15 protein-coding genes are annotated in these 16016 nt (G+C 64.4%); 7 read left to right on the plus strand and 8 right to left on the minus strand.

The annotated features are described in order from the left end of the window. Positions 1–21 precede the first annotated feature (21 nt). The gene (gene recG / locus KVY23_RS01215; protein WP_230554981.1) at positions 22–2298 is read right to left on the minus strand and encodes an ATP-dependent DNA helicase RecG; all 2277 of its coding nucleotides are present in this window, start codon (positions 2296–2298) and stop codon (positions 22–24) included. A 43-nt stretch (positions 2299–2341) separates the two neighbouring features. Continuing rightward, positions 2342–4117 (minus strand): DAK2 domain-containing protein, encoded by a 1776-nt coding sequence (locus KVY23_RS01220; protein ID WP_230554982.1) that lies wholly within the window; start codon positions 4115–4117, stop codon positions 2342–2344. Positions 4118–4339: 222 nt separating this feature from the next. Between KVY23_RS01220 and rpmB the strand changes: the two genes are divergently transcribed. Together rpmB and KVY23_RS01230 are read left to right on the plus strand one after the other, a co-directional pair. Next, positions 4340–4531 carry a 50S ribosomal protein L28 gene (gene rpmB, locus KVY23_RS01225; protein WP_008717389.1) on the plus strand — a complete coding sequence of 64 codons (192 nt, stop codon included), beginning with the start codon at positions 4340–4342 and terminating at the stop codon, positions 4529–4531. A gap of 107 nt (positions 4532–4638) precedes the next feature. Then, positions 4639–5427, plus strand: a complete 789-nt coding sequence (locus KVY23_RS01230) for an enoyl-CoA hydratase/isomerase family protein (RefSeq protein WP_206510857.1) — start codon at positions 4639–4641, stop codon at positions 5425–5427. A 13-nt stretch (positions 5428–5440) separates the two neighbouring features. Here KVY23_RS01230 and KVY23_RS01235 read toward each other — a convergent pair whose 3' ends face one another. Both KVY23_RS01235 and KVY23_RS01240 read right to left on the minus strand, forming a co-directional pair. After that, entirely contained in the window at positions 5441–6133 is a 693-nt protein-coding gene (locus tag KVY23_RS01235) for a uracil-DNA glycosylase (protein ID WP_230554983.1), read from the minus strand. 48 nt (positions 6134–6181) lie between these two features. Then, positions 6182–7168, minus strand: a complete 987-nt coding sequence (locus KVY23_RS01240; RefSeq protein WP_230555045.1) for a thiamine-phosphate kinase — start codon at positions 7166–7168, stop codon at positions 6182–6184. Between the two features lie 170 nt (positions 7169–7338). On the opposite strand from KVY23_RS01240, the gene KVY23_RS01245 reads away from it, so the two are divergent. Both KVY23_RS01245 and KVY23_RS01250 read left to right on the plus strand, forming a co-directional pair. Beyond that, positions 7339–7584: an Lrp/AsnC ligand binding domain-containing protein gene (locus KVY23_RS01245; protein WP_230554985.1), complete on the plus strand. Its 246-nt coding sequence runs from the start codon at positions 7339–7341 to the stop codon at positions 7582–7584. Positions 7585–7607: 23 nt separating this feature from the next. Next, positions 7608–8261 (plus strand): DUF3515 domain-containing protein, encoded by a 654-nt coding sequence (locus KVY23_RS01250; protein ID WP_230554987.1) that lies wholly within the window; start codon positions 7608–7610, stop codon positions 8259–8261. A gap of 11 nt (positions 8262–8272) precedes the next feature. Here KVY23_RS01250 and KVY23_RS01255 read toward each other — a convergent pair whose 3' ends face one another. Together KVY23_RS01255 and KVY23_RS01260 are read right to left on the minus strand one after the other, a co-directional pair. Continuing rightward, entirely contained in the window at positions 8273–9379 is a 1107-nt protein-coding gene (locus KVY23_RS01255; RefSeq protein WP_230554989.1) for a D-alanine--D-alanine ligase family protein, read from the minus strand. A 33-nt stretch (positions 9380–9412) separates the two neighbouring features. Next, the gene (locus KVY23_RS01260) at positions 9413–10411 is read right to left on the minus strand and encodes an NAD(P)H-dependent glycerol-3-phosphate dehydrogenase (RefSeq protein WP_230554991.1); all 999 of its coding nucleotides are present in this window, start codon (positions 10409–10411) and stop codon (positions 9413–9415) included. A 136-nt stretch (positions 10412–10547) separates the two neighbouring features. Here KVY23_RS01260 and cofC point away from each other — a divergent pair, with 136 nt between their 5' ends. From cofC to KVY23_RS01275, 3 genes are all read left to right on the plus strand, one after another. Next, entirely contained in the window at positions 10548–11198 is a 651-nt protein-coding gene (cofC, locus tag KVY23_RS01265) for a 2-phospho-L-lactate guanylyltransferase (protein ID WP_308070316.1), read from the plus strand. 63 nt (positions 11199–11261) lie between these two features. Next, the gene (locus KVY23_RS01270; protein ID WP_241260196.1) at positions 11262–13499 is read left to right on the plus strand and encodes an RNA degradosome polyphosphate kinase; all 2238 of its coding nucleotides are present in this window, start codon (positions 11262–11264) and stop codon (positions 13497–13499) included. Further along, on the plus strand, positions 13499–14428 hold the full coding sequence (locus KVY23_RS01275) for a bifunctional NUDIX hydrolase/histidine phosphatase family protein (protein WP_230554995.1): 930 nt from the start codon (positions 13499–13501) through the stop codon (positions 14426–14428). Before KVY23_RS01270 ends, KVY23_RS01275 begins: the two co-directional genes overlap by 1 nt. A 108-nt stretch (positions 14429–14536) precedes the next feature. On the opposite strand, the gene KVY23_RS01280 is transcribed toward KVY23_RS01275, so the two are convergent. Both KVY23_RS01280 and leuD read right to left on the minus strand, forming a co-directional pair. After that, positions 14537–15235 (minus strand): HU family DNA-binding protein, encoded by a 699-nt coding sequence (locus KVY23_RS01280; protein WP_230554996.1) that lies wholly within the window; start codon positions 15233–15235, stop codon positions 14537–14539. 149 nt (positions 15236–15384) lie between these two features. After that, positions 15385–16002 (minus strand): 3-isopropylmalate dehydratase small subunit, encoded by a 618-nt coding sequence (leuD, locus tag KVY23_RS01285; RefSeq protein ID WP_075840147.1) that lies wholly within the window; start codon positions 16000–16002, stop codon positions 15385–15387. Positions 16003–16016: the final 14 nt, after the last annotated feature.

Below are 16016 nucleotides of genomic sequence, written 5' to 3' on the forward strand. Positions count from 1 at the left end.
TAGTTGTTACGTACTCGTAGGTCAGGACTTCTCCAGATACTCGGCTCGGTCCGAACGCCACGCCGATTTCATCATCGTCGCGATTCCTGGGTGGCTCGACATTTCGGGATCGATCTCGAACAGTCGACGAGCACACAGGTGGGCATCGGCGATGATCGGTTCGTCGTCGATGAGCGAGAGCAAACGCATACTGCTCACCGTTCCGGACTGCGCCGCCCCGAGGACGTCGCCCTCTCGCCGGGTTCTGAGATCGAGCGTGGCCAACTCGAAGCCGTCGTTGGTCGCGGCGACCGCTTCCAGCCGCGCAAACGAGGGTCCATTCGAACTCAGCTGACTGATCATGATGCACAGTCCCTGGTGCCCACCTCGCCCGATGCGACCGCGGAGCTGATGCAGCTGGCTGATGCCGAACCGATCGGCATCGATGATGACCATGACCGTGGCGTTGGGAACGTCGACGCCCACCTCGACCACCGTCGTGCACACCAGGACGTCGATGGCGCCGGCATTGAAGTCCTGCATCGACGCGTCCTTCTCGTCCGGATGCATTCGCCCATGGAGGAGTCCGACCCGTACATCTGCGAGCGGACCTGCGCTGAGCATCTCGAACATCTCGAGCGCCGCCTTGGTTTCGGGCAGGTTCTTCTCGTCGTCGTGGGCCGCGGTGCGGGTACGCGGCTTCTTCTTCTCCTCGTCATCGTCCCCGCCTATCCGGGAACACACGACGTAGGCCTGCCGACCTGCGGCGACCTCCTCGCGGATGCGCGCCCAGGCGCGGTCGACCCAGCCGGGCTTGTCCCGCGCCGACACCACCTTGCTGATGATGGGGGCACGCCCGCGCGGCAGTTCGGTGAGCGTCGAGGTTTCGAGATCGCCCAAAGAAGCCATCGCGATGGTGCGTGGAATCGGCGTCGCAGTCATGACGAGGAGGTGCGGACTCGTTCCGTCTCGCGCTTTCGATCGCAGCGCATCTCGTTGCTCGACGCCGAATCGATGCTGTTCGTCGACGACAACCATGCCGAGATCGAAGAATTCGACGCGGTCCTGGATGAGTGCGTGCGTGCCGATCACGATGCCGGCGTCGCCGGTGACCGCATCGAGCAGCGCTGCCCTCTTCGCTGCGGTACCCATCGACCCGGTCAACAGTGTGACCTTCGTGGCCAGGTCGTCGGCGCCGAGCTCGCCGGCGCCGGCAAGTGTTCCCAGCATCGCCGAAATGGAGCGTGCATGCTGCGCGGCCAGAACCTCGGTCGGGGCGAGCAGAGCGCACTGGTGGCCTGCATCGATGACCTGCAGCATGGCGCGCAGGGCGACGATGGTCTTGCCGGAGCCGACCTCACCCTGCAGTAGCCGCGACATCGGATGCCCGCGAGTGAGATCGGCCGAGATTTCCTCGGCCACCACCATCTGCCCGGCAGTGAGTGTGAAGGGTAGACGTCGTTCGAATTCGGCGGCGATGCCGTCCGGACGCGGAGGGCACGACGGTGCGCTCCGCGTCGAGACGTCCCGCCGGCGCGATGCGAGCACCAGTTGAACGGCGAGCGCCTCGTCGAACTTGAGCCGAGCGCGCGCCTGCTCCTTCTGTTCGATCGATTCCGGAAAGTGGATCCAATGCAATGCGTTGTCGAGTGAGACCAGTCCACGCTCGGCGAGAACGTCGGCCGGCACCGGATCGGTGATGGCGTCGAGCTGGTCCAGCACTTGACGGACCCCACGCATGAAGGTCCAGCTCTCCACGTCCTTCGACGCCGGATACAGCGGCACATAGGCGCGGTCGAACACCGACATGTCGACACTGCCGGTCGCGCCGACGGAGCCCCGGGCGACACCTGCCAGTGCGCCGCCACCGACAATTCGACCGGACGGCACGATCGCGCCGTCGTCCTCGTCCCCGCCGAGAATCACGTAACCGGGGTGGGTGAGGTTCCAGCGACGGCCGAAGTACTTGACCTTGCCCGAGAACATTCCGCGTTTGCCGGGGGTGAGTACGCGCTTGAGCTTGTGCGGGCTGAAGAACGTCGCCTCGATCTGCTGTCCCTCCGCCGCCAGCGACAGTGCGAGGTACTGCCCCTTCCTCGACTTCATGTCTTTCACCGTGGCGGACGAGATGGTCGCCACGATCGTGATGTGCTCACCCTCGGCAGGTTCCTTCTCTGTCAGCTCCGCGCCCTGCGTCATATAGCGGTGCGGGTAGTACCGCAGCAGATCCTCGACGGTGTGGATACCGAACTGCTCGGCCAGCGGCTCCGACACCTTCTTACCGAGAGCGAAGTCGAGTCGATCCGATACGGCGACCATCTTTGTGCCTGCCCTCTCGTGAAGTCTCGTCGCGCTACGACAGTTACTCGACACCCAGCTGGACGGCGTCGCCTGGCTGGCCACCGTCGTAGACCAAGACCTCGACTTCCGGGTGACGTTCGGCGACGTAGAGCGCAAGCCGCCCCGCCACGTCCAGTTCGTCACGGCTGTGTGTTCCGCCGACGCGGGTGCTCGATGCGTGTTCTCCACGCAACATCGTCACCATCTCACCACCCACCGACAGCAGTTGGTCGAGCAGGTCACATCCCGCCGCGAACACATCCGGCCCGATCACCACGACCTCCCGACCGACCAGTCCGAGACCGTCGCCGGGTTCGCACGTTCCGACCCACGTGAGTGATCGCTCCTCCGCCACTCGCAGTGAGGCCCACCGGGTACCGGCGGCGGCCTCGGACATCGCGAACGCGTCGTCGACCGCTGCGCGTGTCGGATCGTGCACTGCCAACGCTGCCAGACCCTGCACCATCGACGACGATGGCAACATCAGGACGTCTTTGCCCGCGGTCCGCGAGGCGATGGACACCGACACGAGCTCGTGCGCCGACAGTGCACCGTTGGGTAGCACCAGCACCTCGGTGTGCTCCGAGGCGACGATCGCCGCACACAGCTCGGCCGTACCGACGTCTGTGGTGTCGCATCTGAGTACGGTGGCGCCTTCGCCGAGGTAGAGGTACTCGGCACCGTCGCCTGCCACCACGGCCAGAATGTCTCGCTCGGCGACCTCGCTGCTCGGCGACGTCGCCGCCTGCGGGGCACAGTCCTCGTCGGCGGCGAACGCCGAAATACGCACGTCGTGAATTCGACCGATGTCGAGGCCCGCCTCGACTGCCAATCCGGCATTGATCGTGTGTACGTGCGCCGACCACGTGCCGGCGCCGTCACCCGCAACGACCACAGAGTCACCGAGATCGGACAGCACGCGGCGCAGAGTGACGACATCGCTGTCATCGACCGAGGTGATCCGGAAGAGGACCTCGTAGCCGAGCACGCCTCCCGCGTCCGAGGAGGTCGAGCCGGCCGACCTCACCCCGACCCGCGGCGCTTCCGCACGAACGATGGACGAGCTGGTACGAACCCCCGGTCCGACGCTCCGGTGGTAGCGGGGGCGATTCGGAGAAGATCCGGTGACCACGAAGCACAACGCGTCGAGCATGACGAGAAGACCGAGAGCTCCCGCGTCGACCACACCCGCGGCGTCGAGAACCGGCAACTGTGTGCGTGTGCGCCCCAGGGCATCGGCGGCGGCCTCGACCGCACATGTGACGACAACCGGGAGATCAGCCTCGGGGCCCAGAGCGCCGACGGCCACCGCTGCTTCCTCGACGACGGTCACGATCGTTCCCTCGACGGGAACACTGATGACCTCGCGCACCAGCGCCGATGCCCTACCAAGAAGGCTCGCGACGGCGGGACCGTCGAGGACACCGTGGGCGGATTGCTCGTCGAGTGCGCGCATCACCTGCGAGATGATCACCCCTGAGTTGCCACGGGCACCCGCTGTCGCGCCGCGGGCAAGGGCCGCCGTCAGGGTGGTCAGATCAGCGTCCGGACCTGCACCGCGCATACTTTCGACGGCGGCACGGACAGTGAAGACGAGGTTGGTTCCGGTGTCGGAGTCCGGTATCGGGAAGACATTGAGTTCGTTGATCTCGTCGCAACGGTCGGTGAGACGATCTACGCAGCGGTAAACCCATTGCCGAATCTCGTCCGGACCGAGGATGCTCGCATCCGGAGCGCGATGTGGTCGCCATCGCGGTGGTGACGCAGCCTCGGTTCCATCATCGACCGCCTCGCCCATGCTCGCAGGCTCCCCATTCCCTCGCGCCAGTTCGGCCAGCCTAGACTGCTCCCTGTCCGGACGCCGCTCGGCCTTCCTGTCAGGTGGCGGTTTGGTGAATTCGGGGTGCGCCGCTATTCTTGCAGGGTTGCCCGATGAGGCGCGGCGCAGATTGTGTGTCGCTCTCCCCCGAGCAACCGCCCTCATGTTAACGATCAATCATCTATCAAGGAGTTCGCGACTATGGCTGCCGTCTGCGACGTATGCGCCAAAGGGCCCGGCTTCGGTAAGTCGGTCTCGCACTCGCACCGACGGACCAACCGTCGTTGGAACCCGAACATTCAGACCGTTCACGCTCAGGTTGCCCCCGGCAACTCCAAGCGCATGAACGTCTGCACCTCATGCCTGAAGGCCGGCAAGGTGGTTCGGGGCTGACCGAAGCCCCCCCCAAGATCGACTTGTGCCCCGCGGCCTGTGCCGCGGGGCACAGTTGTTTCCGGGCACAGTCATTTCTGGGCGAGGACGCAAGTTACAGTGCGGGTGTGAGCAATTTCGAGAGTACGGGTTCCGTCGAACTCGTCGACGGCGTCCTGAAAATCATCGTGGCAACCGAAGCTGCCGGCACCTCGCTGAGCGGCGCCGGAATGAGAGAGGGCACGGCCGCCCTGCACTCGCTGAACACCGGCGAACTGCAAGCCGGGTGCATCCTCCTCGCCGGTTCGGGCGCGAATTTCTGCGCGGGCGGCAACGTACGCGCATTCGCGGGTGCGCCCGACCGGGGGCAGTACGTTCGCGACGTCGCCGACGAGTTCCACGGATTCGTCTCCGCACTCGCCGCAGCCACAGTTCCGGTCGTGGCGGCAGTTCATGGATGGGCGGCCGGGGCAGGAATGAGCCTGGTCTGCCATTCGGACGTGGCGATCGGTGGACGCGGAACCAAACTCCGCCCGGCGTATCCCGGCATCGGGTTCACTCCCGACGGCGGCTTGACCTGGACGCTCCCTCGAATCGTCGGTTCGGCGCGTGCTCGCGACATCTTGCTCAACGACTCGATCCTCAACAGCGAGGAAGCAGTGCGCCTCGGCCTTCTGAGCAGGCTGGTCGAAGACGAGATCATCGCGACCGAGGCCGAGCGTCTCGCTCGAACGTTCGCCGCCGGACCGACCTCGGCTTACCAGGGCGCGAAAGCGTTGCTCTTCGCGTCGGAGACCCGCACTCTCGCCGAGCAACTGGAGGCCGAAGCTGTCTCCATCGCCGAGGCGGCCAACGGTCCCACCGGCCGAGAAGGTGTCGATGCATTCGTAGAGAAGCGTCGCCCAGATTTCTCCTAAGAACTCGGCACGGCTATGGCAAGCGCCAGCTGACGGGTTCGTGACCCTCGGCGACGAGTAGTTCGTTCGCGCGGCTGAACGGCGCGGAGCCGAAGAAGCCGCGCGAGGCCGATAGTGGTGACGGGTGAGCCGACTCGATGCACGACGTCGCTCCCAGCATCGGCTTCACAGTCGCAGCATCACGGCCCCAGAGGATTGCCACCAATCCGGCCGAGTGCTCCTCTGTGCGTCGTTCGACCAACGCTCTGATGGCTCGCTCCGTCACCACCTCCCACCCCTTTTTCCGATGTGACCCGGACAGTCCGGGTTGCACGGTGAGCACGCGATTGAGTAGCAGTACACCCTGATCGGCCCAGGGCGAAAGGTCGCCGTTCTCGGGCGTCGGGTAGCCCAGGTCGTCGCAATACTCTTTGAAGATGTTTGCCAGGCTTCGCGGAACCGGCGACACGTGCGGCGCGACCGAGAAGCTGAGGCCGACAGCATGCCCCGGCGTGGGGTACGGATCCTGCCCGAGGATCAGGACGCGAACCTCGGAGAAGGGGCGAGTGAAGGCACGCAGAACGTTCTCCCCGGAGGGAAGATAGTCACGCCCGTCGGCGAGTTCGGCGCGCAGCATCTCGCCCATCGCAGCTATCTGCTCTTCGACGGGCTTCAACGCTGCGGCCCAACCGCTTTCGACGATATTCTCCAGGGGTTGCGCTCTCATGCCGTGACCCTTTCGTACTCGTAGCTCATCTGCTGCAACATAGCCGAGCTACTGAAAACTGGTCCATCCCGCGGGCCCGCTGTAGGACCGACTGTCGACGGTCACCGTGGGTGCGCCTCGAGCGTCCGTCGTTCGGCCGATCACGGTCCACCCGTCCGGAAGATCAGCTGCGGACGCGAATGTTCCGGCCAGTGCGTGATCTTCACCGCCCGTCAACATCCACGACAACGGTGACACACCCAGTTCTTCTGCAGCCGAGTTCATTTCGTCGCTGATGCTGAAACTTCCACTGTCGAGGTCGATGTCGACCGAAGACGCCACCGCGATGTGACCCAGATCTGCGAGAAGTCCGTCCGAGACGTCGGTGAGGGAGGTGGCACCGGCAAGCGCAGCCTGAACACCCTGCTCGTACTCCGGCCTCGGCACCCGGTGCGCGCCCACGAGCTTCGGGTGCCCCGATATGCCGGACTGCAGGACGGCAAGACCTCCCGCCGACCACCCCAGCACACCGGCCACCGCCACCACGTCACCTGCTCTCGCTCCCGATCGCAGAACCGGGCCTCGGCCGTCGAGGGCACCCAATGCGGTGACCGAAATCACGAGGGCCGTCGACTCGACGAGATCCCCGCCGACCACGGACGCGCCGGCCCTGCCCGCCTCACGCCACATACCCTCGAAGATGCCGTCGGTGACGTTCACGGGAGTGTCGGCCGGGCAGCCGAGTGCCACGACGAACCCGGTACACCGAGCCCCCATCGCCGCGATGTCCGCGCCGTTCTGCGCGATCGCTTTGCGACCGATGTCGACCGGGCTGGACCAATCGAGGCGAAAATGCCTGCCGTGCACCAACATATCTGTCGTCACCACAACGCGCCCGTCCGGCGCAGCAACAAGAGCGGCATCGTCACCGGGGCCGAGGATCGTGTTTTCCGACTGAGTCCGGCCCTTCGTGGCACGGTCGATCACGCCGAACTCACCGACTTCACCGACGGTGAGACTGGACGGTGGAATACGGTTCTCGCCAGCGTCGATGATCGTCCTCTTTCTCTCGCGATGTCTGTAGCTCGTTCTCGCGCGGACCGTCGCATATGTCTGCGGTACCTTTTACCGGCAACAGAGCAGACAGGGAAAGACTCGATCACGAGCGAGAACCTCCGCGAGACTACCTTCGGGGGTTGCGCGAGGATCCGGAAAGGGGCCTTACGATGCAGGCATTCGTCCTCGTGCAGACCGAGGTGGGCCGCGCGATGCTGGTAGCGGCAGCGCTGAGCGAGGTCGACGGCGTGGAGTCGGCCGAGGCGGTGCTCGGCCCCTACGACGTGGTGGTACGAGTCAACGGTGCAGACAGATCCGCGATCGCCGAGATCATCGGGCGGGTACAGAAGACCGATTCGATCACCCGCACGCTCACGTGCGAGATCGCCGAGCCCCCCGCTGCCGCGGACCGTTGATCGAGACTTCACACTGAACATCGATGAGTAACGATCGCGAACCGAACACCCCAGAGATCACCCGGCCGGACTCCGCCGAGGCCCCGGAGGCCCCGGAAGCCCCGGAGGCCCCGGAGGCCCCGGAGGCCGATGATGCCCAGGAGAGGCGGCATCCCGCGGTAATCGCGACTGCTCTCGCGCTGCCTATTGCCTTGCTCATCGGCGTCATCGTCGCTGCGGTCACGGTAATCGGCGAATCGACGCGGCCGCCCGAGGCCCTTGGCCCGGTGGATGCGCCTGCGGCCGACACTGCCGACTGTTCGGCCGTCCTCGCCGGGTTGCCCGACGAGCTGGGTGACTACTCTCGCGCCGAGCTGATCGAACCTGCTCCGGTCGGGGTGCGCGCCTGGGCTCCCGACGACGCCACAGCCGATGCAATCGTGCTCCGCTGCGGCCTGCCTCGGCCGATAGGTTTCGACGTGGCTTCGGCGCTTCAGGTGATCAATGGGGTGCAGTGGTTCGAAGTATCCGGTGCGGATTCCGGTATCGACGCCAGCACCTGGTACACAGTCGATCGCCCCGTCTACGTGGCGTTGACTGTGCCTGGCGGCTCAGGTCCGACACCCCTGCAGGATGCGTCCGATGCGATTTCGGCATCGCTGCCGCAGACGCCTCTCGACCCCGCACCCCTGCAGTAGCGCCGGTCCGCTTATCGGAGCCCGGTGCCGCGGGCGATGGCTGTCTCGATGAGCGTGTCGATCAACGTTCGGTAATCGACGCCCGCCGCGTCCCACATCTTCGGGAACATGGAGATCGAGGTGAAGCCGGGCATGGTGTTGATCTCGTTGATCACCGGTCCGTCTTCGGTGACGAACAGGTCCACGCGCGCGAGCCCCTGGCAGTCGAGTGCGTGGAACGCATCGACTGCGATACGCCGGATATCCTCGCTCACGTTCGCCGACAGCGCTGCCGGGACATCGAATTCGCATACGTCGTCGAGATACTTGCTGTCGAAATCGTAGAATGTGTGATCGTCCGCTGGGGCGTCCGGCATGCGGATCTCCGCGACCACGCTGGCTCGGACGGATCCATCTGGGAACTCGAGCACTCCGCACTCGACCTCGCGCCCGTGTATCGCGCCTTCCACGATCACCTTGGGATCGTGCTGCCGAGCGTGGTCCACCGCACGCGACAGCTGATCCCAGCTGGTGATACGCGTAATGCCGATCGACGAGCCTCCGCGCGCTGGTTTGACGAAGGCCGGAAGGCCGAGGAAGTCCTGCTGTTCGGCCGTCAGCGCATCGACTCCCCGCCGAAGCACAACCTGACGGCCGACCGGAAGTCCTTCGGCGGCCAACAACTTCTTTGTGAACTCCTTGTCCATGCCCGCGGCACTGGCGAGCACGCCCGGGCCGACGTAGGGCACACCTGCCAGTTCGAGCAGACCCTGGAGCGTGCCGTCCTCGCCGTATGGGCCGTGGAGAAGCGGAAACACGACGTCGACAGAGGCGAGGACCGTTCCGGCGTCGCTGCCGTCGAGCGAGACGAGCGCGCCGGCTCGAGTCGGGTCCGCCGACAGTGTCAACGCGGTCGAGTTCTTGTCGACGCTGGGCAGCACTCGACCGGTGATAGCGAGTTCGTCCAGATCGGCGGCTCCGAGAACCCATGCGCCCTCGGAAGTGATACCGACGGGCACCACGTCGTAGCGCTCCGAGTCGATGTGCTTCAGCACACTTCCTGCAGAAACGCAGGAGACAGAATGCTCGTTGCTTTTTCCGCCGAAGATGACGGCGACTTTGGTGCGCGTTTGACTCACGGTGCTCAACCGTACCGTGAGGCTCCGTTCGGTCTACTCGGGCTTGATTCTCCGCCCCAGCAGATGCCCGACGGCGTCCGGTACGGACAGTCCTTCGTGGCATACACGGTGCACAGCATCGGTCAGCGGCATCTCCACGTCGTAGCTCTCGGCCAGTGCGCGCACCGATGTGCACGACTTGACGCCTTCGGCGACCTGACCGTGCGCTGCTTCCTGGGCGCTCTCGAGCGAACCGCCCGAACCGAGACGTTCACCGAAGGTACGGTTTCGTGAGAGCGGCGAGGTACAGGTCGCGACCAGATCACCGACACCGGCAAGTCCGGCCAGCGTTGCGGGCTTGGCGCCGAGGGCAGTACCGAGTCGAATGATCTCGGCGAGTCCCCTCGTCATGATCGAGGCCAACGTGTTGTCCCCGTATCCGACGCCGCTGGCCATTCCACATGCCAGCGCGATCACATTCTTGCAGGCGCCACCGATCTCACAACCGATGACGTCGGAGTTGGTATACGGCCGAAAGTATCCTGTAGCACAACTCTTTTGAACCTCGAGTGCGCGCCTGGAATCCGAGCAGGCGATGACGGTCGCCGCCGGCTGACCCTCGGCGATCGGACGCGCGAGGTTCGGCCCGGACAGCGATGCGATCCGACTGGGGTCGGCACCGGTGACCTGTCCGATCACCTGGCTCATGCGCAGCAGCGTCCCGGTTTCGATGCCCTTGGCGAGGCTCAGCAGCGTCGCGTCACGAGGAATGAATTCAGTCCATTCGATGAGATTGGCCCGGAGCGACTGAGACGGTACGGCGAGGACAACGATGTCGGCGTCGGCGAGAGCACGCTCCGGATCGCTGGTCGCCGAAATCGTCGGTGGGAGCGAAATGCCCGGCAGATAGTCCGGGTTCTCGTGCCGATCGGAGATGGCCTCGGCGAGTTCGGCGCGCCGAGCCCACATCGTCACGTCGGTTCCTGCTTCCGCCAACACCTTGGCGAACGCCGTTCCCCACGATCCGGAACCGAGTACCGCTGCTTTGGTCATCGAAAGCCACCTTCTTGGGTCTGTGAGTGATCACGCCTGCCGCTCGGCACCGTACCGCCGCCCCACACTAACGTTCGGCGACCGGTGGCGAGGTCGAACGGCAGCTGATCGACGGTCGCTGGCAGGATCAATGGTCATGAGTACCGCGCACGTGGTGATCGCTGTGAAGGATCTCGCCGCCGCCAAGACACGCTTGGCCGATGCATTCGCCGACGCCGATCGTGCACGCCTGGTCGTTGCCATGTTCCGCGACACCGTCGTTGCAGCGTGGGCAGTCGAGGCCGTCGGCGCCGTCACCGTCGTAACACCGGATTCCGCGGTCTCCGACGCCGCCGCCGAACTCGGCGCGCGTGTCATCCAGGAGCCGTGCGACAGGTCGCCGCAGGACTCGGTGGCACGATTGAACTCGGCATTCACCGCGGCGGCGTCCCTTGTACGCGACGAGGGAGACGATGACATCATCGCGTTGCAGGCAGACCTGCCCGCATTGCGTAGCCGAGAGCTGGCCCAGGCCTACCAACTCGCACCGGCAGAGACACGATCGGTGGTGAGCGACCATCACGGGACGGGCACCGCCGCACTCATCCTGAAAGGACACACCGAGGAGTTCGCACCGCTGTTCGGACCTGCTTCCGCCCGACGTCACCGGGAGTCGGGAGCGAACGACCTGGACGGTTTCTGGCCCGGGCTCCGACTCGATGTCGACACCATCGACGATGTACGAGCTGCGCACGCGCTGGGTGTCGGCGACGCCACCGCCGCTGTTCTCCGCTCGCTCGGCTGGTGACCGGATCCGCGCGAGCGACCAGCGCGAGACGATTCTCCGATCCGAGTTTCAGCGACCGCGCAAATGGGGGATGATCAGGACGTGAGCAACAGCGAATCCAAGGCCCCCGACGTCGGATCGATTGCCCAGCACAACGGCAGCGACGGCAACCCGGCCACCTCCCCGTCCGTACTCGGCAGCGCAAGCAGTCCCACTGCCCTCCCCGCTGCGACCGAACCCCACGCCCCTGATGCGCGCGGAGCATTGCCTGAAAACCGTTACCTCAATCGCGAATTGAGCTGGCTGGACTTCAATTCACGTGTCCTCGCGCTCGCCGAGGATGCCTCACTCCCCCTCTTGGAGCGAGCCAAGTTCCTCGCCATATTCGCCTCGAACCTCGACGAGTTCTACATGGTCCGAGTCGCCGGACTCAAGCGCCGCGACGAAACAGGACTCTCGGTTCGTTCCGCCGACGGTCTCACCCCGCGCGAACAGCTGGTCCTGATCGGGGAGCGCACTCAGGAACTGGCCCGACGACACGCCCGGGTGCTGCTCGATTCGATCCTGCCTGAACTCACCGCTGTCGGAATCGAGATCATCCGGTGGTCCGATCTCGACGCCGATGAACGAGAGCGACTTTCGGCCTACTTCCACGAACAGGTCTTTCCGGTTCTCACTCCCCTGGCAGTGGATCCGGCTCATCCGTTCCCATACATCAGCGGGCTCAGCCTCAATCTTGCTGTGACGGTGAAGGATTACGCCACCTCGGGTGAGCACTTCGCCCGAGTCAAGGTGCCGGACAACGTCGACCGCTTCGTGCGGGTTCGGCGCGGCGACGGGAGCCACCGGATCGATGCGTTCCTGTCGATGGAGGAAGTGATCTCGGCGCACCTCGATGTGCTCTTCCCAGGCATGGACGTCGTGGAGAGCCACGCCTTCCGCATCACCCGCAACGCAGACTTCGAGGTGGAAGAGGACCGCGACGAGGACCTCCTTCAAGCTCTCGAACGGGAGTTGGCGCGCCGACGCTTCGGATCGCCCGTCAGGTTGGAAATCGCCGACGACATGACCGAGCACATGTTGGAGTTGTTGCTGCGTGAACTCGACGTCGACCCGAGCGATGTCATCCAGGTTCCAGGTTTGTTGGACCTGTCCTGCTTGTGGCAGGTCTACGGCGTAGACCGTCCCGCCCTCAAGGACGCCCCTTTCGTGCCCGCCACGCATCCGGCGTTCGGCGAACGTGAAACCCCGAAGAGCGTGTTCTCGACGCTGCGCGACGGAGATGTACTCGTTCACCATCCTTACGATTCGTTCTCCACCAGCGTGCAGCGCTTCATCGAACAGGCGGCGGCCGACCCGCAAGTCCTGGCGATCAAACAGACCCTGTACCGAACGTCCGGTGACTCCCCGATCGTCAACGCCCTCGTAGATGCTGCCGGCGCGGGCAAGCAGGTTGTCGCTCTCGTGGAGATCAAGGCTCGCTTCGACGAGCAGGCCAACATCGAATGGGCACGCAAGCTGGAGAAGGCCGGCGTGCACGTCGTCTACGGCCTGGTTGGACTGAAGACCCACTGCAAGACCTGCCTGGTGGTACGCCGAGAAGGGTCGGTCATCAGGCGGTACTGCCACATCGGCACCGGAAACTACAACCCCAAGACAGCACGGATCTACGAGGACGTCGGCTTGCTGACCTCCTCGCCGGAGATCGGTGCCGACTTGACCGACTTGTTCAACTCGCTCACCGGGTATTCGCGCAAGACCAGTTATCGCAACCTTCTGGTCGCGCCCTACGGTGTGCGACGAGGAATCGTCGAGCGCATCGAAGGCGAGGTCGAGCATCAGCAAGCCGGCCGGCCCGCCGGGATCCGTCTCAAGGCCAATGCACTCGTCGACGAACAGGTCATCGATGCGCTCTACCGGGCATCGGCGGCAGGGGTGCCCGTCGAAATCGTCGTTCGAGGCATTTGTGCTCTCAAGCCCGGCGTGCCCGGTCTGAGCGAAAACATCGAGGTGCGTTCGATTCTCGGTCGCTTCCTGGAACACTCCCGAGTGCTGCACTTCCGAGGCGCGGGTGAGTTCTGGATCGGAAGTGCGGACATGATGCACCGAAATCTCGACCGCCGCGTCGAGGTCATGGCGCAGGTGAAGGATCCACGACTGACCGACCAGCTCGACGACATCTTCGAATCCGCACTCGACCCGACCACCCGCTGCTGGATCCTGCGCGCAGATGGTGGTTGGGCCGCATCGCCGGCCCAGGGCGAGAGCGTCCGCGAACATCAGGTGGAGCTGATGCGTAGCCGTCGGAGCCAGGGCTCCTGATGTCCCGCAGTAAACCGTTGCGAGCAAACATATTCGCAGCTGGCGCCGTCCTGTGGCGCAAGTCCAGCGACGATCCGGGCGGCATCGAGGTCGCTCTGGTTCATCGACCGAAATACGACGATTGGTCGTTTCCCAAAGGGAAGATCGATCCCGGTGAGACCGTCGTCGAAGCCGCCGTTCGGGAAGTTACCGAGGAAACAGGGTTCGAAGCCACACTCGGACGCCACCTGGCCAAGGTGACCTACCCGGTCCCCGGTCATCAGAAGGTGAAGAAGGTCGATTACTGGGCAGCAGAGGCCAAGGACGGGAAGTTCGAGCCCAACGAAGAGGTGGACGTACTACGTTGGGTCTCCCCTGACGAGGCAGCGGACCAGCTGTCGTATCGAATGGACCACAAGGTACTCGATCGATTCACCCAACATCCGGCGCACACCCAGACTGTGCTACTCGTTCGGCACGCCAGGGCCGGTCAACGTTCGCGATACAAAGGCGACGATGCCCTTCGTCCGCTCGATGCAGTCGGGCGAACTCAAGCGGTTGCGCTCGTGCCGCAACTGCTGGCGTTCGGGGCGGAGTCGATACACGCCGCAAACCGTCGCCGATGCATTCAGACGGTTCAGCCGTTGGCAGAGACCATTTCGGAGCAGATCACGCTCGAACCGATGCTCTCCGAGGAAGGGTACTGGGACGACCCGGAAGCAGGTCGACAGCGAGCGGTAGATATCGCTTCTGCAGGCGGCGTTCGCACGATCTGCAGTCAAGGCAAAGTCATTCCCGACCTGTTGCAGTGGTGGGCAGGCAAGGACGGTGTGACGCTGCCACCGAATCGAAATCGCAAGGGCAGTGTGTGGGTGCTGTCACTGGTGGGTGGAACCCTCGTCGCCGCAGACCATATTGCCAGTCCCCTACCACCGCGTTCCGGCGGCTGACTGAAGCTTGGCACTCCGGTTCGGAACGGTGCGCAAAAACTCAGGGCCCCGGCGAATATCGCCGGGGCCCTGAGTTCGCTCGGTGCGCAGTGCTATCTGCGCAGCGAGCTACTTGCGCGCGGTGCGCTTGGCCGGAGCCTTCTTTGCGGTGGTCTTCTTTGCCGCGGTCTTGGCCGGAGCCTTCTTGGCCGCAGCCGCAGTGGTCTTCTTCGCTGCAGTCTTGGCCGGAGCCTTCTTGGCCGCAGCCGCAGTGGTCTTCTTCGCTGCAGTCTTGGCCGGAGCCTTCTTCGCGGCGGTCTTGCGCGCCGTGGTTTTCGCGGGCGCGGCCTTCTTGGCTGCGGTCTTCGCCGGAGCAGCCTTGCGTGCCGTGGTCTTTGCCAGCGCTGCCTTCTTCGCCGCGGCCGTCGTCTTACGTGCAGTTGTCTTGACGGCGGCCTTCTTCGCAGCCGTCTTCTTCGCGGCAGCAGTCTTCTTCGCCGGAGTCGACGCAGACCCTCGCTTGACGGCAGGGCCGGTGGCGGGGAGCTTCTGGCCGCCGGCGATGACAGCCTTGAACTGTGCACCGGGGCGGAATGCGGGGACATTGGTCGGCTTTACCCGAACGGTCTCGCCGGTACGGGGATTGCGCGCGACGCGAGCTGCACGACGACGCTGCTCGAAAACGCCGAATCCGGTAATGGTGACGCTTTCGCCGCGGTGGACTGCGCGCACGATGGTGTCGACGATGTTCTCGACAGCCTCTGTGGCGCTCCGCCTGTCAGACCCCAACTTCTCGGTCAGGGCGTCGATCAGCTCTGCCTTGTTCATGGATTTCCTCCGCAATATTGTGGCCCATCGTCGGACCGACTACTACAACGGTAAACCCCCAGGCGTCAAGAGTCTATGAGCCACGCCAATTCTCATCCGGCGTGGCGGAATGATTTACCGCCACAATGCGTGTCGGAGGGCCGAAATCGTCACCCGTCGGAGGGCTCTTCGATCCGCGCCGGAAGCGTTGCAGGTTTCCATGACGGCCTTGACCTTTCATACTCCGCAATGGCGTCTACCTGGCGTAATGTCAATCCGATGTCGTCGAGACCTTCCAGCAGACGCCATCTCGTGTAGTCATCAATGGCAAAGCGCACCACCAAGGTTCCAGCGGTCACGGTCTTCTCGGCGAGATCGACGATTATTTCGAGACCGGGCTGCTCTTCGAGCGCCTTCCAGATCAATTCGACGTCGCTCTGATCCACTTCCGCTGCCAGCAATCCCGCCTTTCCGGCGTTGCCGCGGAAAATATCGGCGAACCGGGAAGCGATCACGACACGAAATCCGAAATCCGACAGCGCCCACACCGCGTGCTCGCGTGAGGAGCCGGTTCCGAAATCCGGTCCGGCGACGAGTACCGAACCCTTGTCGTAGGGCGCGACGTTGAGCACGAATTCCGGGTCGTTTCGCCAAGCCGAAAACAGCCCGTCCTCGAATCCGGTGCGCGTCACCCTTTTCAGATACGCGGACGGAATGATCTGATCGGTGTCGACGTTCGACCGACGCAGCGGTACGCCGATCCCCTTGTGCCTAGTGAATGGTTCCATCGAAAACTCTCCTA

The sequence above is a fragment of the Rhodococcus sp. I2R genome (assembly GCF_020889545.1).
Classification (GTDB): Bacteria; Actinomycetota; Actinomycetes; order Mycobacteriales; family Mycobacteriaceae; genus Rhodococcoides.